General features: G+C 71.7%; 16 protein-coding genes, 1 tRNA gene and 1 pseudogene. 8 read left to right on the top strand and 10 right to left on the bottom strand.

Annotation, left to right across the window (positions count from 1 at the left end; all coding sequences use genetic code 11):
• Positions 1-65: 65 nt before the first annotated feature.
• Positions 66-1769: a metallophosphoesterase family protein gene (locus ACIRG9_RS11960; protein WP_402854287.1), complete on the bottom strand. Its 1704-nt coding sequence runs from the start codon at positions 1767-1769 to the stop codon at positions 66-68.
• A gap of 172 nt (positions 1770-1941) precedes the next feature.
• Between ACIRG9_RS11960 and ACIRG9_RS11965 the strand changes: the two genes are divergently transcribed.
• Positions 1942-2015, top strand: a tRNA-Thr gene (locus ACIRG9_RS11965).
• 130 nt (positions 2016-2145) lie between these two features.
• On the top strand, positions 2146-2508 hold the full coding sequence (locus ACIRG9_RS11970; RefSeq protein ID WP_402853952.1) for a VOC family protein: 363 nt from the start codon (positions 2146-2148) through the stop codon (positions 2506-2508).
• Between the two features lie 272 nt (positions 2509-2780).
• Here ACIRG9_RS11970 and ACIRG9_RS11975 read toward each other — a convergent pair whose 3' ends face one another.
• Both ACIRG9_RS11975 and ACIRG9_RS11980 read right to left on the bottom strand, forming a co-directional pair.
• Entirely contained in the window at positions 2781-3380 is a 600-nt protein-coding gene (locus ACIRG9_RS11975; protein WP_402853955.1) for a hypothetical protein, read from the bottom strand.
• 284 nt (positions 3381-3664) lie between these two features.
• Positions 3665-3979 (bottom strand): hypothetical protein, encoded by a 315-nt coding sequence (locus ACIRG9_RS11980; RefSeq protein ID WP_402853957.1) that lies wholly within the window; start codon positions 3977-3979, stop codon positions 3665-3667.
• Between the two features lie 312 nt (positions 3980-4291).
• Between ACIRG9_RS11980 and ACIRG9_RS11985 the strand changes: the two genes are divergently transcribed.
• Complete coding sequence (locus ACIRG9_RS11985) at positions 4292-7126, top strand: S8 family serine peptidase (RefSeq protein WP_402853959.1); 2835 nt, start codon at positions 4292-4294, stop codon at positions 7124-7126.
• A 70-nt stretch (positions 7127-7196) separates the two neighbouring features.
• On the opposite strand, the gene ACIRG9_RS11990 is transcribed toward ACIRG9_RS11985, so the two are convergent.
• Positions 7197-7826 (bottom strand): pyridoxamine 5'-phosphate oxidase family protein, encoded by a 630-nt coding sequence (locus ACIRG9_RS11990; RefSeq protein WP_402853961.1) that lies wholly within the window; start codon positions 7824-7826, stop codon positions 7197-7199.
• 162 nt (positions 7827-7988) lie between these two features.
• On the opposite strand from ACIRG9_RS11990, the gene ACIRG9_RS11995 reads away from it, so the two are divergent.
• From ACIRG9_RS11995 to ACIRG9_RS12005, 3 genes are read left to right on the top strand one after another with little or no spacing between them, the layout of a single operon-like run.
• Entirely contained in the window at positions 7989-8495 is a 507-nt protein-coding gene (locus tag ACIRG9_RS11995; protein ID WP_402853964.1) for a DUF2231 domain-containing protein, read from the top strand.
• Complete coding sequence (locus tag ACIRG9_RS12000; protein ID WP_402853967.1) at positions 8492-9028, top strand: Hsp20/alpha crystallin family protein; 537 nt, start codon at positions 8492-8494, stop codon at positions 9026-9028. Before ACIRG9_RS11995 ends, ACIRG9_RS12000 begins: the two co-directional genes overlap by 4 nt.
• A gap of 7 nt (positions 9029-9035) precedes the next feature.
• Positions 9036-10142, top strand: a complete 1107-nt coding sequence (locus ACIRG9_RS12005) for a glycosyltransferase family 9 protein (RefSeq protein WP_402853969.1) — start codon at positions 9036-9038, stop codon at positions 10140-10142.
• Positions 10143-10147: 5 nt separating this feature from the next.
• Here the strand turns inward: ACIRG9_RS12005 and ACIRG9_RS12010 are convergent.
• Positions 10148-10996, bottom strand: a pseudogene (locus tag ACIRG9_RS12010) (glycosyltransferase family A protein); the annotation flags it as partial.
• Entirely contained in the window at positions 10993-12840 is a 1848-nt protein-coding gene (gene rfaE2, locus ACIRG9_RS12015; protein WP_402853971.1) for a D-glycero-beta-D-manno-heptose 1-phosphate adenylyltransferase, read from the bottom strand. The pseudogene ACIRG9_RS12010 and the gene rfaE2, both read right to left, overlap by 4 nt.
• Before the next feature lie 123 nt (positions 12841-12963).
• Between rfaE2 and ACIRG9_RS12020 the strand changes: the two genes are divergently transcribed.
• Positions 12964-14613 (top strand): MDR family MFS transporter, encoded by a 1650-nt coding sequence (locus ACIRG9_RS12020; protein ID WP_402853974.1) that lies wholly within the window; start codon positions 12964-12966, stop codon positions 14611-14613.
• A 20-nt stretch (positions 14614-14633) separates the two neighbouring features.
• Here ACIRG9_RS12020 and ACIRG9_RS12025 read toward each other — a convergent pair whose 3' ends face one another.
• Entirely contained in the window at positions 14634-15125 is a 492-nt protein-coding gene (locus tag ACIRG9_RS12025; protein ID WP_402853976.1) for an NUDIX domain-containing protein, read from the bottom strand.
• Positions 15126-15209: 84 nt separating this feature from the next.
• Between ACIRG9_RS12025 and ACIRG9_RS12030 the strand changes: the two genes are divergently transcribed.
• Positions 15210-16859: a fatty acid--CoA ligase gene (locus tag ACIRG9_RS12030; protein ID WP_402853978.1), complete on the top strand. Its 1650-nt coding sequence runs from the start codon at positions 15210-15212 to the stop codon at positions 16857-16859.
• A 186-nt stretch (positions 16860-17045) separates the two neighbouring features.
• On the opposite strand, the gene ACIRG9_RS12035 is transcribed toward ACIRG9_RS12030, so the two are convergent.
• From ACIRG9_RS12035 to ACIRG9_RS12045, 3 genes are all read right to left on the bottom strand, one after another.
• The gene (locus tag ACIRG9_RS12035) at positions 17046-18059 is read right to left on the bottom strand and encodes an NADPH:quinone reductase (protein ID WP_402853980.1); all 1014 of its coding nucleotides are present in this window, start codon (positions 18057-18059) and stop codon (positions 17046-17048) included.
• A gap of 148 nt (positions 18060-18207) precedes the next feature.
• The gene (locus tag ACIRG9_RS12040) at positions 18208-18861 is read right to left on the bottom strand and encodes an HAD family hydrolase (RefSeq protein ID WP_402853983.1); all 654 of its coding nucleotides are present in this window, start codon (positions 18859-18861) and stop codon (positions 18208-18210) included.
• Positions 18862-18905: 44 nt separating this feature from the next.
• On the bottom strand, positions 18906-19763 hold the full coding sequence (locus tag ACIRG9_RS12045; protein ID WP_402854290.1) for a hypothetical protein: 858 nt from the start codon (positions 19761-19763) through the stop codon (positions 18906-18908).
• Positions 19764-19781 lie beyond the last annotated feature (18 nt).

Below are 19781 nucleotides of genomic sequence, written 5' to 3' on the forward strand. Positions count from 1 at the left end.
AAGAAGTTTGCGTCAGAAATCGCTGTGGCGGCGACGCGAACTCCTTGATCGACATCGCTGGGCGGTCAGCGGAGGACGATGGGGGGTTCGGCGAGGTGGGGGTGCAGGGGAGTCTGGGGGGTCAGCCAGGAGGCGGTGGGGGACTGGTCGGGGTTGAGCTGCCAGGTGTGCGAGACGCGGTCCAGCGCGATCGGGTAGATCGTCAGCGTGCCGTCCGGATCGATGCGGATCCGGAGGAACGCCTTCGAGTCCTCGATGCCCTGGCCGGCGAAGAGTTCGTTCACGTTCACCCCGAACGACCCGGCCACCAGCAGATACAACGCCACGAGCTGACTGGCGACCAGGCCGATCACCGGCCCGTACAGCACCGCCGCCGCAGCCAACGGCAACGGCCACGGCCAGTCATAGAAGGGCAGCTTCAGCCAGAGCCAGGTGCCCGCGGCGGCCAACGCGACGTGGGCCAGCCCGTGTGAGACGCCGAGGATCCAGTGCCGGGCATGCCGCTTCCCCTCGGCGCCGGGCGGTTTCGCGAAGAACGCCGCGCTCAGCATGGTCACCACGAACATGATCACCAGCGGTACGCTCAACAGCCGCTGCTCGGTGGCGCCCGCCCGGTGCGCCGTCACCCCCGCCATGGCCAGCATCAGCAGCGTGTGCAGGGTGCCCAGCAGGGTGGTGAACCCCGGGTTGCGGAACGGCAGCCGGGCGAAGATCCCCCAGCCGTAGCGCCGCGAGCGGGCCTTCTCCGGGAAGCGGGCCGCCAGATCGTACTCGCGGGTGCGGCTGGCGCGGCGGGACAGCGTGTCGCGCGGCGGCACCTCCAGCCGCTCGGGCAGCGTGTGCGTGGGGTAGAGGTAGGCACCGCCGCCCCCGCAGGTGATGAGCTGCCGGTCCGGGCCGGTGTAGCGGGCGTAGTGGTGCAGGTCGCCGGAGATCAACAGCCGCACCTGCGCCCCGGTCGGGGCGATGATCGTCCGGATGAAGTAGTCGATCGAGTCGTACGCGGTGGGGTGGTCGGCGGCCTTGACCCAGGTCGGCGCCGGCACGGCCAGGATCACCTTCGACTGCGGGGTGAGCTGCTGGGCGACCTTGTCGAAGTAGGCGAGCTGCGGGTCGTCCAGGTATGACCCGGACTGGTCGTCGAGGCCGAGCAGCCACCAGCCGGCGGGCAGTTCGGTCGCGAAGTACGACCGGGACTGGCCGGTGACCCAGCCGGCGAAGTTCCGATCCCGGGACCGGACGAACAGCCGCAGGAAGGCGGTGAGGCCGTCGTACCAGTCGTGGTTGCCGGGGACCGCGAAGATCGTCGGCTGTGCGGGCGGCGGCACCGGCAACGCGGCCTGGTACGGCCCCTTGCACCGGTCCTCGTACGCCGCGTAGGCGGCCGACGGGTAGACCTGGTCGCCCCCCATCACCAGGGTCTGCGCCCGTGGCAGCCGATGTCCGTCGACCGTCAGCTCCGGCTGCGCGAGCAGATACGCCACCGAGTATGTCGCGTCGAAGCCGTCACCCAGGTCGGCCACGTAGTCCAGCCAGAGCCCGCCGTCCGGCCCGACCTGCCGGAACGTCCCGTCGCCGAACGCGTTCTGCAGCTCCCGCTTGTCCAGGTACGCCCCGAACAGCAACGCCAGCAGGGTACGCAGCCCGGTGCTGATCAGCAGTAGCGGCGCGAGCCAGGGGACCGGTTTACGCGGGGTGAAGCCCAGCTCCAGCGGGTCCAGGCTGCGCGGCCTGCGGTCGGCCCGCTCGCCGGGGTGCGCCTCGGGGATCGGCTGGTGCGGCGGTACGTGATCCTCGCTCACCTTCCGCAGGGTAGTCCTGCCCGACCAGGAATGCTCTCCTGCGGACGTACCGATTCCGCCACGATGTCCGGATCCCGGAGGTGGGCCGAGGGATCCCGTTCGGTTCCCGGCGCGATGTGCCGTACACTTGGCGATCGTTGCCGCCTTAGCTCAGTCGGCTAGAGCGACGCACTCGTAATGCGTAGGTCGACGGTTCGATTCCGTCAGGCGGCTCGGTGAGAAAGCCCAGGTCAACGGCCTGGGCTTCGCCGTTTCCCGAGGTGCTATTGAGACTCGTCCGGCAGGGCGAGCGCCCGCCGTACAAGACGGGCAGGCCTGGTCGACGAGGCTGTCGCGAGGCACGATGGCCCTCATGGTCATAAAGCGCACAATGCCCGACCTTGCAACCGAAGACATCGCGGCGGCCACCGCCTTCTACGTCGAGGTGCTTGGCTTCGAGGTCGTCATGGACCTGGGCTGGATCGTCACTTTGAGCGATCGCGCCAACCCGACAGCCCAGCTGAGTCTCATGACCCACGATGCCACCGCACCGGTCATTCCCGACGTGTCCGTGGAGGTCGATGATGTCGATGCCGCGCATCAGGCCGCCCGAAAGGCCGGCGCTGAGATCGTGCACCCACTCACCGACGAACCATGGGGAGTCCGACGCTTCTTCATGCGTGACCCCAACGGCAGGGTCATCAACGTCCTCACCCACAAGAGCTGACGGCTCTTCAGCGATGCCGAGAGGGGTTTCCGCAGGCCAGCCGGGGTTGGAGCAGGTAGACGGTGGTGGGCAACTTGATCTCGTGATGCGTAGGTCGACGGTTCGATTCCGTCCGGCGGCTCGGTCAAGAAGCCCAGGTCAACGGCCTGGGCTTCGCCGTTTTCCGGGGTCGACCACGCCGCCGCCAGTGGCGTGGGCCAACAACTGGTCCGCATCCCGCGCCGCGCCGGCCCGGCTTGCCGGGGGCCCCGCCGAGGAGATCCGCAGCTCGGCTATTCCGTGCGGTAGATAAGACGTCCGGTGTCGCTGAATGTCACCCAGGCGTCACTGTTGGACGGACTGAAGACGCGGTAGTTGAAGCTGTCACCAGGCTGCTTCGCTGGCGCCTCGGCGTAGTGCCAAACCTGGCCCACGTACGCCGTGAACGTGCGGCTGTCTCCCCGTGGCACGGCGACCGCCCGGTAAGGCTTGCAATCAGCGTCGAAGAGCCAGAGCACGTATGGCTCACCGAGTGCGATGAGAGTGCCGCTGACCGGCTCTCCCCACCGGTCCTCAGGTATGTCGCGCAGGTAGAAGTCGTACACCTCCAGGCCCTTGGTCTGCTTCAGGCAAGCCCTGATGAGCGGCGCCGCAGGGGCCCCGGCCCCCAGGTCGGACGTCGGTTTCGAGGTCGGCCCCGGCTCAGGCGTAGCTGAAGAAGATGAACGCAGGCTGTTGAGCACGCCCCAGCTGCCACCGGTCCTGATAGGGATTACGACCAGGAGGACAACAATCGCGGCGAGGCCTCCGCACAGCGCGATGGTGATGGCCGGGCGACGACGGCCCGCCGGGTTTGTGGGTGTCCCCTGAGATGCCACGTCGCGCCACTCCATCAGGTGCTTGCCCGGACCGTGCCACATCGACAGGAAATCAGGGCTACCGAGGTCGAAGCCCGGCAGGCGGGTAGGCCCTTAACCGATGTTCCCGCAGGCCGAGCGCCCTTCCGTTGCCCATGGGTTAGGTTCCGAACTTCTTGAGCCGCCACCGACCGCTGGCTGCACAGTGTATGACGCTGCCCGCGCCCGCGTTGGCCCGCGAGTTGGCACCACAAGGGCTGGACGGTCTGCGGATGCCTGCCGAGGAGATCCGCCTCGGCAGGCATCCGTAAGTCTGGATATCAGCCGGCCAGCCCCGACGTCAGAGCTCCGAAGACGACAGACATGACCAGAAACCCGGCTGCGCCAGCCCCGCATCCAGCAACCGCCAGCCCGCGACCGCGTTGCCCATTCGCCTTGATCTGCTTCAGTCCGACCGCGCCGAGGACAACCGCGCCTCCGGTGACCAGCAGCAGCGGGATCAGAGCCCTGATCGGCAGCTCCAGCTGGCCGGCCAGGCCCACGCTGATGAGCAGCAGCGACCCCAGCCCCACGCAACAGGCCGCGATCGCCAGAACGTTGTGCCCCCGCTGATTCTCAGATTGCTGACCGCTCATGGCGGGTCCCACCCTTCTCCTGGCCGCGCGGATGCTCTGGGTGGCGCGCCGAGGCCCGACCATCCGATTGGGAACGCACCACGTTAGGAGGGGTCGGGCGGGCGGGCAAGAGTCGCAGGGCGGTCCGGTTCTGGCAGACGGTTTCACTGCCGCGGGCGGGGTCAGCAGCCGGCGACCGGGCCGTGGCCGGTGGGCTCGACGGCTTCGCCCGTTCGGCGGTAGCGTCGCCATCCCCGGTCTGCAACGCTTCGACGGCCCGCAATGCCTTCCCTGGCTGCGGTGCTCTGATCGATTCGACCCACGGGGGATTACATGGCACTCCGCCGCTCGGCGGTGGCTGCGCTCGTACTGGCCGTCACCGGGACGCTCGTCCCGGGCGTACAGGCAGCGCATGCCGCCCAGCCGCCCGACCACGAGTTCAGCGCCAAGCGGTTGCCGCGGCCGGAACACTCGCGTGACCGGAAGGAACGCGAATTCGACCCGCGCGCCGTCCTCGTCCGCTTCAAGCCCGACGCCTCGAAGTCGGCAAAGGACAAGGCCCTTTCCCGGCGTGGCATCCGTGCCACCTCCGACGTCAGCGGGACCCGCTGGGTCAAGGTGCACGGTGACGCCCCGGCCGCCGACCTGATGCGCACCCTGCGTGATGACCCGGCGGTCGCCGGCGTCAGCCTCGACTACAAGCGCACGGCCAGCGTCAAGCCGAACGACCCGGGGTACTACTACGGCGACCAGTCCTATCTGGATCTGGTCCGGTTGCCCCAGGCGTGGGACCGCACCAAGGGCTCCACCGCCCAGATCATCGCGGTGGTCGACACCGGTGTGAACACGACGCACCCCGACCTGGTCGGTCGGACCGTGGCCGGTTACAACGCGATCAGGCCGGGCGCCTCGCCGGCCGACGACAACGGCCACGGCACGATGGTGGCGGGCATCGCGGCGGCCAACACCAACAACGGGGTCGGCGTGGCGGGTGCCGCCTGGACCGGTCGCGTGATGCCGATCAAGGTGCTCGACAACCGGGGTTGGGGGTACGACTCCGACATCGCCAATGGCGTCATCTGGGCCGCCGACCACGGTGCCAAGATCATCAACATGTCGCTCGGCGGTCCGGGCGACAACACCGCCCTGCACGACGCGATCACCTATGCGACCGGCAAGGGCGCCCTGGTGGTGGCCGCCGCCGGCAACGACGGCGACGGCGTGACGCAGTATCCCGCGGCCTACTCCGAGGTTCTCTCGGTCGCCGCGACCGACGGCGCCGGCAAACTCACCGACTTCAGCTCGTACGGCGACTGGATCGACGTCGCCGCGCCCGGCGCCGAAATCGTCTCCACCGGTCTCGGATCGGACTACTACATCGGCGACGGCACCTCCTTCTCCGCTCCGCTCGTCTCCGGCACCGCCGCGCTGGTCCGGACCCTGTACCCGTCGCTGACCCCGGCGCAGGTCCTCTCCCAGATCCGCTCGAACGCCCGGGACGCCGGGCCGCGGGGCATCGACCCGTACTACGGCTACGGGATCCTCGACGCGTACGCCGCGGTCGGCGGCACCTGGGCGGCGGAGTTCCCGGCCCCCTCGTTGGGCGCGAACGAGCCGAACGACGTACCGGCCCGGGCCACCGCGCTCGGCGCGTCGATCACCGGCACCATCGGTGCCGAGGGTGACGTCGACTGGTACAAGTTCAGCACCGACGGCCTCAAGGCCGTCGACGTGACGGTGCGGCCGGCCGCGTTCAACCCGTACATGTACCAGAACCTCGACCCGGTGCTCGCCGTCTACGACAGCGACCTGCGCCTGGTCGGCGAGTCCGACCTGGACACCGTCGGGGCTCCGGAGAACGTCTCCGCGAAGGTCGACGCCGGTACCTACTACGTCTCGGTGCGCAACTACAACGGCTCCGCCGACACCCGGCCGTACACCCTGTCACTGGCCGTGGCGAACACCGACGCGCAGCCGAGCCCGGTGGGCGAGCAGCGCTGGGTGCGGGACGTGTCGCCGGCCGACTTCGCCGCCGGCGTGCCGGTCGCGGTGGCGCCGACGGTGACCTTCGCCCGGGACGTGGACCCGGCCACGGTGACCTCGTCCACCGTGCGCCTGATCAACGGCCGTACCGGGGCGGTCGTGGCCGCTACCGTGTCGATCAGCGGCAACGAGGTGACCCTGGCCCCGGCCGCGGCGCTGCAGGACAACACCCCGTACCGGATCACCGTGAGCGGGGTCGCGGACAGCGCGGGCGCCGCCCAGGTGGAGAATTTCAGCACCGTCTTCCGTACGGAGGACCTCGCCCCGCCGGCGGTCGGCAACCTCAAGGCGGTGGGCGCCCTCCAGGGGGCCACGCTGAGCTGGACCCTGCCGAACATCACCGACCTGGACCAGGTCGTCGTCCGGGCCGCCGCCGGTACCGTCGCGCCGTCCTCGCCCAACGCCGGGATCGCGGTGTACGCGGGCACCGGCAGCTCGGCCACCGCAACCGGCCTGGCCGCCGGAACCTCCTACGCCTTCCGGGTATGGGTGCGGGACCGGTCCGGCCGGTACGGCTCGGGCCCGGTGGCCCAGCTGCTCGGCACCAGCGCGACCATCAGCAGCAAGGTCACCGCGCTGAACTACGGCGGCGCGGTGACCCTCACCGGCAAGCTGGCCCGCAAGGACACCGGGGCCGGCCTGGCCGGCCAGACCGTCCAGGTGTACGGCAGGTACAAGGGCGCCACGTCGTTCACCTTGATCGCCACCGTGACCAGCGGCACCAACGGAGCGCTCTCCTACACCCACAAGCCCGCCAAGGGCGTCAGCTACGAGTGGCTGTACCGGGGCTCCACCACCTACCTGGGCAGCGTCAGCAGCCTGCGGACGGTGACCGTGGCGACCGTGGTGTCCTCGAAACTGTCGAAGACCTCGTTCCGCCGCGGTGGCACCGTGACCCTCTCCGGCTCGGTCTCGCCCAAGCACGCGGGGCAGACGGTCTACCTCCAGCGCCTGGTCAACGGTTCGTGGAAGAACGTCACGAGCAAGAAGCTCTCCTCGTCGAGCAGCTACTCGTTCTCCATCAAGCCGACCAGTAGGGGCACCTTCACCTACCGGGTGTACAAGCCCGCCGACACCGACCATGCCGCCGGGTACAGCCCGCGGCGGAGCTTCAAGGTCACCTGATCTCGTCGGCAGCTCCGATCGGTTCCCCCGCCGCGCCCGCGACGGGGGAACCGTCGTCTTCAGGGGCAGGTCACTGCGGCACCGGTGAGTAGATGCCCTGCACGTACTCCGGGCCGTAGTGGCGTTCGAGGTCGGCGAGGCTCTCCGCCGGGGCCTCCACCTCCTTGATCAGCCGGGCGCGGGTCGGCAGGAACTCCGGCCGCCAGGTCTCCGGCTGCCACAGCTCCGAGCGGAGAAACGCCTTCGCGCAGTGGTAGAAGATCTGCTCGATGGCCACCTCGACGGCGAGCACCGGCCGATGCCCCCGAACCACCATGTCGGCGAAGTACGGGGCGTCCCGCACCAGCCGGGCCCGACCGTTGATGCGCAGCGTGTCGGTGCGGCCGGGAATCAGATAGATCAGCCCGACGTGCGGGTTGGCCAGGATGTTGTGGTAGCCGTCGGCCCGCCGGTTGCCGGGCCGCTCCGGGATCGCGATGGTCGCCTCGTCCAGCACCTGGGTGAAGCCGGGCGGGTCGCCCTTCGGCGAGACGTCGCAGCTGCCGTCCGCCCCGGCGGTGGCGACCAGGCAGAACGGCGACGCGGCCAGCCACTCCCGGTCCCGCGCGTGCAGCACCGTGCGTTCCTTGTCGAGCGACCGGCGGTTGGGCGGCCCCAGCAGCGCGCGCAGTTCCTCCGATGAGGTGATCTCCGTCGTCACGACTTCCTCCCCCGTCCGTTGACGTTGATGGGGATTCCGGCCCGCGACCGGCCGGCTTCCGCCATCGTCAGCCTAGGTGAGCGCGGTTAACGCGAGGTTTGCCCCCGAGAGTGACGGGTACGGCTGATCCGCAGCGCTCGGACGCAGACCGTTGGAGGCCGGATGGAGAGCCGACTGAAGGTGCTGGGTCACCCGCTGCACCCGATGCTGGTGATGTTCCCGGTGGCGCTCCTGACCATCGGGGTGATCTTCGATGTGGTCGACGCCGCCGGCGGGCCGGACTACCTGGCCGAGGCCGCGTACTGGAACATCGCGGCCGGCCTGATCGGCGGCGTGCTGGCCGCGGCGGCCGGTGCGGTCGACCTGTTCGCCATCCCGGCCGGCACCCGCGCCAAGCGGGTGGGGCTCACCCACGCCGCCGCGAATCTCGCGGTGCTCCTGCTCTTCGCCGCGGTCTGGGTGGTTCGGTTCAACGCCGACTCCCGGGCCGCCGGGGGAGCCCTGATCGCCATCGAGGTGGTCGCGGTGGCGATTCTCGGGATCAGCGCCTGGCTCGGCGGCGAGCTGGTGGACCGGCTGGGCGTCGGCGTCGACCGGGACGCCGACCTGAACGCCCCCAGCTCGCTGCGGCCCTCCTCAGCGACCGAGCGGATCGGAGACGTGCGATGACCGAACAGAACGGCGGCCGGAGCTGGCGCGCCCGGTACCAGGGCTGGGATCCGATCGCCGAACTTCAGTCCCTGCGGTCCGAGCTGAGCCGGCTGGTCGGCGGCCGGTCCGGCCCACCGGAGGTCGAGATCGGTGAGATCGCCGACGGCTGGGAGGTGATCGTCCGGCTGCCCGGCGTGGCACCCGAGGAGGTGGCCGTCGAGCTGGACGACCGGGAGCTGTGCGTACGGGCCCGCTCGGAGGCCGAGGTGAACGCGGACCAGGGCATCCCGGGTGGCTTCGAGACGCGTGGTTTCGAGTACCGGGTGGACCTGCCGTCCCGGGCGGACCCGGACCGGATCGACGCGGTGATGGACCACGGCCTGCTGCGGGTACAGCTGCCCCGGGCGACCCGGCCCGCGCCGCGCACCATCACCGTCGGCCGCGCCGGCCCCCGCGCCGTCACCAGGGGTACGCGGACCCTGGCCGACCCGGCCGCCGACCGGGAAATGCACCACCCGGACACCACGCTCGACGAGATCGACCGGCCGTAGGAGTCGCGTGGCCAGCCCGTCCGTGCTCGGCCCGGTCGGCGAGCGGGTACCCGACGTCGAGCGGATCGCCGTGCTGCGGGCGAACGCGCTCGGCGACTTCATCTTCATCCTGCCCGCGCTGGCGGCGCTGCGGGCCACGTACCCGGGGGCGGAGATCGTGCTGCTCGGTGCGCCGTGGCACGCGGTGCTCTGGCGCGACCGCCCCGGCCCGGTGGACCGGGTGCTGGTGGTGCCTCCCGCGCCCGGCATCCGTGCCGCCGGGCCGGGCGAGCCACCGGCGGAGCTGGCGGACTTCCTGGCGGCGGCCCGCGCGGAGCGCTTCGATCTGGCGTTGCAGCTGCACGGCGGCGGGGCCAACTCCAACCCACTGGTCGCCGGCCTGGGTGCGCGGGTCACCGCCGGTCTGCGGGCCGAGGACGCGCCGCCGCTGGACCGCTGGATCCGGTACGTCTACTACCAGCACGAGGTGATCCGCTACCTGGAGGCGGTGGCCCTGGTCGGCGCGGCGGCCACCACTATCATCCCGGCCCTGGCCGTCACCGGGACCGACCGGGCCGAGGCCCGCGAGGTGCTCGGTGAGCCGACGCGTCCCCGGGTGGCGCTGCATCCGGGCGCGACCGACACCCGGCGGCGCTGGCCTCCAGAGCGCTTCGGCGAGGTCGCCCGCGCGCTGGTCGGCGACGGGTACGAGGTGTTGGTCACCGGCACCCCCGCCGAGCGGGAGACGGTCGACGCGGTGGTCGCGGCGGCCGGTGTCCCGCTCCGCCCGCAGGTCGGCACGCTCAGCCTCGGCGGGCTGGCTGCCTGCTACGCGGACTGCGCGCTGGTGGTCTCCAACGACACCGGGCCGCTGCACCTGGCCGGCGCGGTCGGCACCCCGACGGTGGGCGTCTACTGGATCGGCAACCTGATCAACGGGGCTACGCCGCTGCGCGCCCGGCACCGCCCGATCGCCGCCTGGACCACGCACTGCCCGGTCTGCGGCGTCGACTGCACTCCCGGGATCTACCCGCACCGGCCCGGCGACGGCGACTGCCCGCACCGGGACTCGTTCGTCGCCGACGTGCCGGTGATCGAGGTCGTCGAGGCCGCCCGCGAGCTGTTGGGCGGCTGACCGGCGAGGACGACCTCCCACGCCTCCACCTCCCGCTCGGTCACTGTGGTCGGCGACTCCAGGTGGTAGGCCCCGCTGGGCAGCACTCCCGCGCCGCCGTACCGCTCCAGCACCGCGAGCTGCGCGGCCACGTCCTCGCCCTGGTGCCGCTCCTGCAACCGGCGCCAGAACTCGAAGCCACCGGAGTCGACCAGCTTGGCCCGGTCGTAGAGCACGCACCCGCCGATCCAGGAGACCTTGTACGCCCGCCAGGCGCCCGCCGGCAGCCGCAGCTTCGCGGTGACGTGCAGCAGGTTCGCCGCCGGGTGGATGGTGGCTCGGTCCCACTCCGGGGTGCCGGGACGGATCCGTTCGGGTACGGGTCGGCCGTGCCACTCCTCGTAGTGGACGTGCGTCTCGGGACGGACGTCGTCGAGGTAGGAGAGGCCGTGCACCGCGTTGCCGACGAACCCGCAGCCCAGCTCCTCGATCGCGGTGACCAGCCGGGACAGGGTGCCCGGTTCCAGCCAGACGTCGTCGTCCAGGCAGAGCACGTACCGGGCCGCCGACCGGTCCAGCAGGTACGCCCGGTGCTCGGCCAGCCCGCGCCGGGGCAGCCGCCGGGTCAGCAGCACCGGGTGACCCCGGTGGCGCAGCGCCCGGACCATGGTGGCCGCCGCCGGGTGGGCGTACGCGGGCTCCCCGTCGGACTGGTCGCTGACCACCACCCCGAAGTCGGGTACGCCCTCCTGGGCGGCCAGCCCGGACAGGGTGACCGCCAGCTCGGCCGGCCGGTTGCGAGTGGGGATCAGCACGTCGAGTCGCCGGGGACGGCGGAACCGCTCCGGGGTGCCGGGGTCCAGCGGCCGGTTCACGTCGGCCTGCCCGTCCCCTCGCTGACCGTGGGGGCGACCGACTGCGCCCGGATCCGGTCGATGATCGCCGAGGTGGAGCGGTCCGGCACGTACCCGAGAGTGCGGACCTGCCCGCCGAGCCGGCGCACCAGCGGCGCCTCGGGCACCATCTCCGGCGGGTAGTCGCCGCCCTTGACGTACACGTCGGGGCGCACCGCCTCGATCAGCCTCGCCGGCGAGTCCTCCTCGAAGACCACCACGTGGTCGACGCACTCCAGCGCGGCGAGCAGGGCGGTCCGGTCCTCGACCGGGTTGACCGGCCGGTCCGGTCCTTTGAGCCGGCGAACGCTGCCGTCGGAGTTGACGGCCACGATCAGCAGGTCGCCGAGCGCGCGGGCCTGGGTCAGGTACCGGACGTGTCCCGGGTGCAGCACGTCGAAACAGCCGTTGGTGAAGACGATCGACCGGCCGGCCCGGCGGTGCTCCGCGACGAGCGCGCTCAGTTCGTCCGGGTCGACCAGCGTCGAGTGGCCGGTCTCCTCCGCCCCGGCGCCCAGCGCGTCGAGCAGGTCCTCCCGCCGGCAGACGCAGGTGCCGGTGTCGGAGACGGTGATGGTGGCGGCGAGCTGGGCGAGTTGGGCGGCGGTCGGCAGGCTCGCCTCCGCCGCCAGTGCCAGGGTCATCGCCGCCAGGTACGCGTCTCCCGCGCCCACCGCGTGGCTGGCCGGGACCGGGGTGCTGTGGCTGCGCCGGCGCTCGCCGTCGGCCCCGCCGACCACGGCACCCTCGGTGTCCAGGGTCACCGCCACCACATCCGCGCCGGTGTGCGCGTGCAGCTCGGCGAGGCGCGACTCGGCCAGCACCGCCCGGTCGACGCCCTCGCCGGCCACGGCGTTGACGGTGACGCCGGTGCCGGTGACGCTGAGCCCGTCCCCGGTCAGCGCCACCCGGTCCTCGCCGGGGGTCGGTTCTCCGGTCGGCCCGGTGACCGGGCCGGGCCTGTCGGCGGACGGCGCGCCGGAGGTCGGGTGCGGAGTGCCCGGGGTCCGCTCGCCGGCCCCGCCCGGTGCCGCGCCGACAACCATCTCGGACGGGCCGTCGGTCGGTTCGGCCGGATCCAGGTGCAGGTCACCGGCGGTGGCACCGAGCGCCGAGGTGCGGTTCCCGGCGCCGAATCCGGCTGCCGCGCGGGCCAGCAGCCGGGTCGCCTCGGCGAAGCTGGGGGTCACCACGGTCGGGTTGAGGCCGCGCCAGTCGGCCAGGTCGTGCGCGTCGAGCGCCACGGTGGCGTAGCGGTCCCGGTTGGCGACCAGCCAGGCGCGGAGCGCCCGCGGCAGCGCGCCCAGGCCGTAGTCGCAGACGACCAGGGTGGGTGGCTGCCCGGCGGAGGCGGCGCGCAGTTCCTCGGTCGCGCAGTGCAGCGCGGTGAGCAGGCGGGCCACCCCGTCGTCGTCGAGGGCGTCGTCCGGCTCGCCGGAGTCCTCGCGGAGCAGGATCTGGTTGCCGGCGAGCATTCGCCGTTTCACCGGGGTCGGGCGGCCGTGCTGGTTGACCGTACGGTCCCAGACGCCGGCGCGGTCGAGGCAGTCGTGCAGTTCGTCGCCGGCCGCGTCGGCACCGACCGGGGCCACCAGCACGGCACGTCCGCCGAGGGCGGAGACGTTGACGGCGGTGTTCGCCGCGCCGCCGGCCGCGGAGATGCGTCGGCGCAGGGTGAGGACCGGGGCGGGGGCCTCGCGGCAGAGCCGCTCGGACTCCGCGAACCGCCACTCGTCCAGCATGGCGTCGCCGACGATCAGCACGGGGCGCCTCTGCCAGCTCTCCACAACGGTGGCGAGCCGGCGTTCTTCCGCTGCTCCTGCCATGTTTCCCCGGGTCCCCCACGCCGGTCCGGCCAAACCTGTCCGCTGCGGCAGGGGATTCGGGGGGCATGTTCTGTGGGAGGTGGGAAAGCGGGCGTGATGACTGCCCAGGCCCACGGTCGTCCCGTGCTGAACGCCCGCCAGATCCGTCTGCTGATGTTCGGTCTGATGACCGGGATGCTGCTGGCTGCGCTGGATCAGACCATCGTCGGTACGGCCCTGCCGACCATCGTCGGCCAGCTGGGCGGGATCAACCACTACTCGTGGGTGGTCACCGCGTACCTGCTGGCGTCCACCGCCTCGACCCCGCTGTACGGCAAGCTGGCCGATCTGCGCGGGCGTCGCCCGGTGTTCCTCTTCTCGATCGGCACGTTCCTGGTCGGTTCGCTGCTGGCCGGGCTGTCGCAGAACATGACCCAGTTGATCCTTACCCGGGGGGTGCAGGGGCTGGGTGCCGGTGGCCTGATGACGCTGGCCTTCACCATCATCTCGGACGTGGTCAGCCCCCGGGAACGCGGCCGCTACCAGGGGCTATTCGGCGCGGTCTTCGGCCTGTCCTCGGTGGCCGGCCCGCTGGTCGGCGGCTACTTCGCGCAGACCAACTGGCGCTGGATCTTCTACATCAACGTGCCGTTGGCGATCCTGGCCATCGTGGTCTGCTACCACGTCATGCGGTTGGTCCCGTTCCAGCGACGCCAGCACGCCATCGACTGGCTCGGGGCGGGGCTGCTGGTCGCCGGGGTGAGCAGCCTGCTGCTGGCGCTGAGCTGGGGCGGCACCCAGTACGCCTGGAGCTCCGGCGTGATCATCGGATTGTTCGTGGCCGGGGCGGTGCTGGGCGTGCTCTTCGTCCTTCAGGAGGCCCGGGTGAGCGAGCCGATCCTGCCGCTGCGGCTGTTCCGCAGCGGCACCTTCACGCTGGCCAACATGGCGGGCTTCGTGCTCGGTCTGGTGATGTTCGGGTCGATCATCTTCATCCCGCTCTACCTCCAGATCGTCAAGGGCGCCTCGCCGACCCGCAGCGGTCTGCTGATGCTGCCGATGATGGCCGGCATCATCATCACCTCGGTGCTGACCGGCCGGGCGATGAGCCGGATCGGCCGCTACAAGTGGTTCCCGGTGGCCGGCTCGGCGGTGCTGGTCGCCGGCATGTTGCTGTTCCGGCAGCTCCAGGTGGCCACCTCGATCTGGGCGGCCTTCTTCTACATGGTGGTGATCGGCGTCGGGCTGGGCCTGTGCATGCAGTCGCTGATCCTGGCGGTGCAGAACGCGGTGCACCCGCGGGACCTGGGTGCCGGCACCTCGTCGGCGACCTTCTTCCGTTCGCTGGGCGGTTCGTTCGGCGTAGCGATCCTCGGGGCGGTGCTGTCGACGCAGCTCACGAGCCAGCTCGCCAGCCGGCTGCCGGCCGCGATCGCGCAGCTTCCGCCGGCGGAGCAGGCGGCGGTGGCGGCCCGTGGCGGCACCAGGATCTCGATCAACGAGCCGGCGACCATCCTCGCCCTGCCCACTCCGGTCCGGTCCGCGATCCAGGCCGCGTTCGTCGAGTCGCTGCACCTGGTGTTCCTGACCACCGGGCTGATCGCCATCCTCGCGGTGCTGGTCACCCTGGCCATGCCGAACCAACAACTGCGGGGCGCCGGCCCGCAGGGCGCGACCGGCGGCGCGGATCCGCTCGGCGGGAAGGCCGCCGCCCCCGGTGGCAAGCCGCTACCCAAGGAGTCGAAGGACGAGGCCGCTGCCGACATGGAGTCGAAGTCCCAGACGATGCTCTGACCCGGCCGCCGGGCCCTGGATCATTTGAGGATCAGCCGGTTGGTCTGTTCGAAGACGTCCAGGTCGGCGAGGGTCTCGGTGACGCTGGCGGAGAGCGGGGTGGGCAGTTCCTTCTGGTCGAAGAAGCCGGCGTCGATGGTCTCGTCGGTCATCCGGAGCAGGTCCCCGTCCCACTCGTCGACCCGGAACGCGGTGGTGAAGATCTGGTACGTGTGGCCGTACATGTTGGTGTGGGTGCGGTCGGGGCCGGTGTAGAGGGCGAAGGCGCTGACCCGCAGGGCGCGCAGGCCGGTCTCCTCGCGTACCTCCCGGACGGCGCAGTCGGCGATCGACTCGCCCAGCTCCATGGCGCCGGCCGGCATCGCCCACTGGCCGTTGTCCGAGCGCTGGATCAGCAGCACCCGGGCCGCGTTGTCCCGGACCACGGCGCGGGCCCCGACGAACATCAGGGTGCGGTCGCCGGCCAGGGCGCGTAGCTGTCCCACGTACGAGTCGGCCCACGAGATGCTCACCCGGACAATCTACGCACCGTTGTCAGGCGGGTCGGCCGTTCCGGGGGTTCCCCGAATGTGACGGACGCCACTAACTTGTCACCCATGCGTAGCACGATGATGGACGTTCCGCTCCAGGTCGCCCGGATCCTCGAACACGGCGCAGAAGTGCACGGGGCGGCGGAGGTGGTCACCTGGACCGGCGCCGAGCCCCGCCGGATGACGTACGCCGAGGTCGGGCGGAACGCCGCCCGGCTGGCCCACGCGCTGCGCGACGAGTGCGGGGTGACCGGTGACGAGCGGGTCGCCACGTTCATGTGGAACAACAACGAGCACCTGGTGGCGTACTTCGCCGTGCCGAGCATGGGTGCGGTGCTGCACACCCTGAACATCCGACTCTTCCCGGACCAGGTCGCCTACGTCGCCAACCACGCCGAGGACCGGGTGGTGCTGGTCGACAGCACGCTGATCCCGCTCCTCGCAAGGGTGATCGGCCAACTCGCCACGGTCCGGCACGTGGTGGTGGTCGGCGGTGGCGACCCGGCCCCGCTGGTGGCGGCGGCCGGCGGCCGGATCGCCGTACACCACTGGGACGCGCTGCTGGCCGACAAGCCGGACAGCTACGACTGGCCCGAGGTCGACGAGCGTGACGCCGCCGCCCTCTGTTACACCTCCGGGACCACCGGCAACCCCAAGGGGGTCGCCTACTCGCACCGCTCCATCTACCTGCACTCGCTCCAGGTCTGCATGCCGGAGAGCTTCGGGCTCGGTCCGCAGGACCGGGAGCTGGCCATCGTGCCGATGTTCCACGCGATGTCCTGGGGCCTGCCGTACGCGGCATTCCTCTCCGGCGCGTCGCTGATCATGCCGGACCGGTTCCTCCAGGCCGAGCCGATCGCCGCGATGATCGCCGCCGAGCGGCCGACGCTGGCCGGCGCGGTGCCGACCATCTGGACCGACCTGCTGGCCTACCTGGACAGCCACGATGTGGACGTCTCCTCGCTCAAGGAGGTGATCGTCGGCGGTTCGGCCTGCCCACCGGCGCTGATGCACGCGTTCCACGAGCGGCACGGCATCGAGGTGATCCATGCCTGGGGCATGACCGAGATGTCGCCGCTGGGCTCGGTCTCCCGGGCGCCGGCCGGCGCGGCCGGCGAGACGGCCTGGCGCTACCGCTACACCCAGGGCCGTGTCCCGGCCGGGGTCGAGGCGCGCCTCGTCGGCCCGCTGGGCGAGCCGCTGCCCGCCGACGGGACCGCCGTCGGCGAACTGGAGGTCCGCGGGCCGTGGGTGACCGACCGGTACGTCGGGGACGAGACCCCGGACGAGGAGAAGTTCCGGGGCGGTTGGCTGCGTACCGGCGACGTGGGGATGCTCTCGCCGGACGGCTACCTCACGCTGACCGACCGGGCCAAGGACGTGATCAAGTCGGGTGGGGAGTGGATCTCCTCGGTCGAGCTGGAGAACGCCCTGATGGCGCACCCGGCGGTGCTGGAGGCGTGCGTGGTGGGCGTACCGGACGAGCGCTGGGACGAGCGTCCGCTGGCCACGGTGGTGGTCCGGGCGGGCGCCTCGGTCACCGCCGAGGAACTGCGGGACTTCCTGGCGACGTCGGTGGCCCGCTGGCAGTTGCCCGAGCGCTGGGCGTTCATCGACGCGGTGCCGAAGACCAGTGTCGGCAAGTTCGACAAGAAGGTGGTGCGTTCCCGGTACGCGGAAGGTGGCTTGGAGGTACGCGAACTGACCGCGCCGTAACACTTTCCGGCGTACCGTCGCCTGCACGGGTAGGGGGCAGTTCCCCGGAACGACTTACCTCCCCAGAGGGCGGCCCCGGCGTTCGCACCGCGCCGGGGCCGCCCGCCATACGGGGCGACCCGCACTGCCATTGTCGCGAAACTTGTTCGCCTCTGTCCCCGTGTCGGGAAAATCCGTTTCGCGTTGTCACGCCTCGGCCGTGGCGATGAGCACCTTGCCGACCGCGCCGTCCTCCACCGCCTGGTGCGCCGCCCGCGCCGCCGAGACGGGGTAGTGGTGCAGCGGCAGCCCCGCCTCCGCGCCCACCCGGATCGCGCCCTGGGCCACCGCCGCCGCCACGTCGGTCACCGCCTGCGCCTTGGCCGCCTTCGGTGCCGTGTAGATCAGCACGAATTGCCAACGGGCGTTCGGCACCATCAGCGGCCGGATCGGCAGGGCCACCTCGGACCCGCCGTCGTCGGCGTACACGCAGACCGCGCCCCCGTTGCGCAGGACCTGCACATCGGTGGCGGCGTTGCGGGCAGCGGAGACCTCGACGATCGTGTGCACCCCGTCGGGCGCGATCTTGCGGACCTCCTCGACCACGTCCTGCTCGCGGTAATTGATCACGAAGTTGGCCCCGGCCGCCGCCGCCAGGTTCGCCTTCTCCGGGCTGCTGACCGTGGTGATCACGCAGGCGTCGGCCCAGCGGGCGAGCTGGATCGCCGCGTTGCCCACCGCGCCCGCACCGCCCTGCACCAGCACCACGTGGTCGCTCAGCGCGCCGGCGTGCAGCTTGTCCGGCATGAACTCGCCGGCAGTCAGGCAACGGTGCGCGGTCATGAACGGGATGCCGAGGCAGGCGCCCAGATCGAAGGAGGCCGAACCGAGCCGGACCGTGTGCCGGACCGGCACCACCGTGTACTCGGCGGCGGTGCCCCACGGGCGCTGCCAGGCCGCCTCCCAGAGCCACACCCGCGCGCCGATCAGAATCTGGTCGACGCCCTCGCCGACCGCCTCGATCACCCCGGCGCCGTCCTGCCCGGGGATCTGCCAGCCGGCCGGCAGCGGCCATTGGCTGCGGGCCTTCCAGTCAGTCGGGTTCACCCCTGAGACGGCCATCCGCACCAGCACCTCGCCCGGGGCGGGCTCCGGCACCGGGCGGTCGACCAGTTCCAGCACCGACGGGTCGCCGGTCCGCTCGTACACGATCGCCTTCATCGCCCGTCCTCTCACCGTCACCACGTACCGGCCGCGCCACCCGGGGGCGTACCCGGTCATGCCGATCCGACGCGTTCGGGAAAACGTACAACGAGGTGATCGCCGGGAGGAGCGGAGTGAGCAGGGACATACCGCCGGAGGCGGGCCATCAGCCGAGCCGCGCCACCAGCTCCGGGGTGAGCGCGTCGATCGCCGGCAGCACCGCCACCGCCAGCGCCTCCGCGTCCGGATCCAGCGGGTACGACCCGTGCGGCACCGCCACCACCCGCATCCCGGCGGCGGCTGCCGAGCGGACCCCGTTCGACGAGTCCTCGACCGCCACGCACCGAGCCGGGTCCACGCGGAGCCGCGCGGCCACCGCCAGCCAGACGTCCGGCGCGGGCTTGCCCCGGGCGGTCTCCTCGGTGGACAGCGTCGCACCGAAGCAGTCGACCAGGCCCGTCGCGTTCAGCGCCGCCGCGATCAACCGGGTGGGGGAGGAACTGGCCAGCCCCAGCGGCCACCGCGCGGCCGTCCGGCGCACCACCGTGTCGGCATCGTCGATCAGCGGTACGTGCTGCGCGTACCGCCGGGTCATCTCGGCGACCACCTCGGTGGCGACCTGCCCGGCGTCGCGGTCGACGCCCAGTTCTCCGCTGAGGTACGCGGCCCACTCGCCGGTGCTCATCCCCATCAGTCGCCGCTGGCTGTCCGGCTGCCAGGTGCCGCCGTGCTCAGCCACGTACGCCCGCCGGACCTCCTCCCAGAGCGGCTCGGAGTCCACGATCACGCCGTCCAGGTCGAAGAGCACCGCGTCCAACACGTACCCATCCTGCCGGACGGCCCGTTCGGGCGCCGGCCGGCAGGTCAGCGGGCCGGCGTCGGTGCGCCCCGGGCGGCGCTGCGCTGGGCGGGCAGGCCGATCGGGCTCTGCGGCGGGATGATCGTGCAGGCCCGGTCGGCGATCGGTTCGAGCAGCTCGCGCAGCCGCGCCGTACCCTCCGTGCCCAGTGCCCGCCACGGTCCGAGGGCGGCCCGGTCGGTGGCCTCCTCGACCGCCCAGAACGCCTCGGTGCCCTGCTCGGTCGGCGTCCGGTCCGCGGTCAGCCAGCCCCTCTCGACCAGGCGCTCCTCGGCGGCGGCCCACTCCTCGTCGGTCCACCCCCGGGCCTTCTGGTGGAACTCGCGGGACTGGTCGACCCGGCACCGCCAGGCCACCACCTCGACCGGGTCCAGCCCGGTGGTGACCAGCGCCCCGATGTGGCCGTCGCCCCGGTGCTCGCGCAGCGTGGTGGCGGCCTGCCAGAGCCGGGCCAGCGGATATTCGCCCCGGGGCAGGGCGGCGTTGACCGCGCCGAGCACCCGGCCGGCCGTCTCGACCCGCCCGGCCGCCTCCTCCAGCAGCTCCGCCGTCTCGACCAGGTGCGCCTCAGGCAGCTCGTAGGTGAACTCGGCGAGCGCCTGCACGGCACCGGTGAGTCGGGCCCGCAGCGCCTCCTCCGGGGTGGCCAGCCGCCACACCGAGGGCAGCGCCCGGGCCACCATGGCCGGCGCGAAGCTGTAGAACGCGGCCACCGCCACCGGCGCGGCGACCGGCCCGAGCGGGGCGGACCGGCCGGCGAAGTAGCCCCGCCAGTAGCCGCGCAGCCCGACGGCCTCGTAGGCGGCCTGGGCCCGGGGGTGGAAGTAGGTCACCGCGTGGACCGGCTCGAAGTGCGTCCACATCAGCCGGGCCAGCCCGGG

The organism is Micromonospora sp. NPDC093277 (genome assembly GCF_044765245.1).
In the GTDB taxonomy this organism is placed as follows: Bacteria; Actinomycetota; Actinomycetes; order Mycobacteriales; family Micromonosporaceae; genus Micromonospora.

What these genes read in the sequence shown, in the direction of transcription:
- ACIRG9_RS11970 (WP_402853952.1), top strand. Translation starts at nt 2,146, where the DNA reads ATGGCCCTCATGGTCATAAAGCGCACAATGCCCGACCTTGCAACCGAA.
- ACIRG9_RS11975 (WP_402853955.1), bottom strand. Translation starts at nt 3,380, where the DNA reads ATGGAGTGGCGCGACGTGGCATCTCAGGGGACACCCACAAACCCGGCG.
- ACIRG9_RS11980 (WP_402853957.1), bottom strand. Translation starts at nt 3,979, where the DNA reads ATGAGCGGTCAGCAATCTGAGAATCAGCGGGGGCACAACGTTCTGGCG.
- ACIRG9_RS11985 (WP_402853959.1), top strand. Translation starts at nt 4,292, where the DNA reads ATGGCACTCCGCCGCTCGGCGGTGGCTGCGCTCGTACTGGCCGTCACC.
- ACIRG9_RS11995 (WP_402853964.1), top strand. Translation starts at nt 7,989, where the DNA reads ATGGAGAGCCGACTGAAGGTGCTGGGTCACCCGCTGCACCCGATGCTG.
- ACIRG9_RS12000 (WP_402853967.1), top strand. Translation starts at nt 8,492, where the DNA reads ATGACCGAACAGAACGGCGGCCGGAGCTGGCGCGCCCGGTACCAGGGC.
- rfaE2 (WP_402853971.1), bottom strand. Translation starts at nt 12,840, where the DNA reads ATGGCAGGAGCAGCGGAAGAACGCCGGCTCGCCACCGTTGTGGAGAGC.
- ACIRG9_RS12030 (WP_402853978.1), top strand. Translation starts at nt 15,210, where the DNA reads ATGCGTAGCACGATGATGGACGTTCCGCTCCAGGTCGCCCGGATCCTC.
- ACIRG9_RS12035 (WP_402853980.1), bottom strand. Translation starts at nt 18,059, where the DNA reads ATGAAGGCGATCGTGTACGAGCGGACCGGCGACCCGTCGGTGCTGGAA.
- ACIRG9_RS12045 (WP_402854290.1), bottom strand. Translation starts at nt 19,763, where the DNA reads ATGTGGACGCACTTCGAGCCGGTCCACGCGGTGACCTACTTCCACCCC.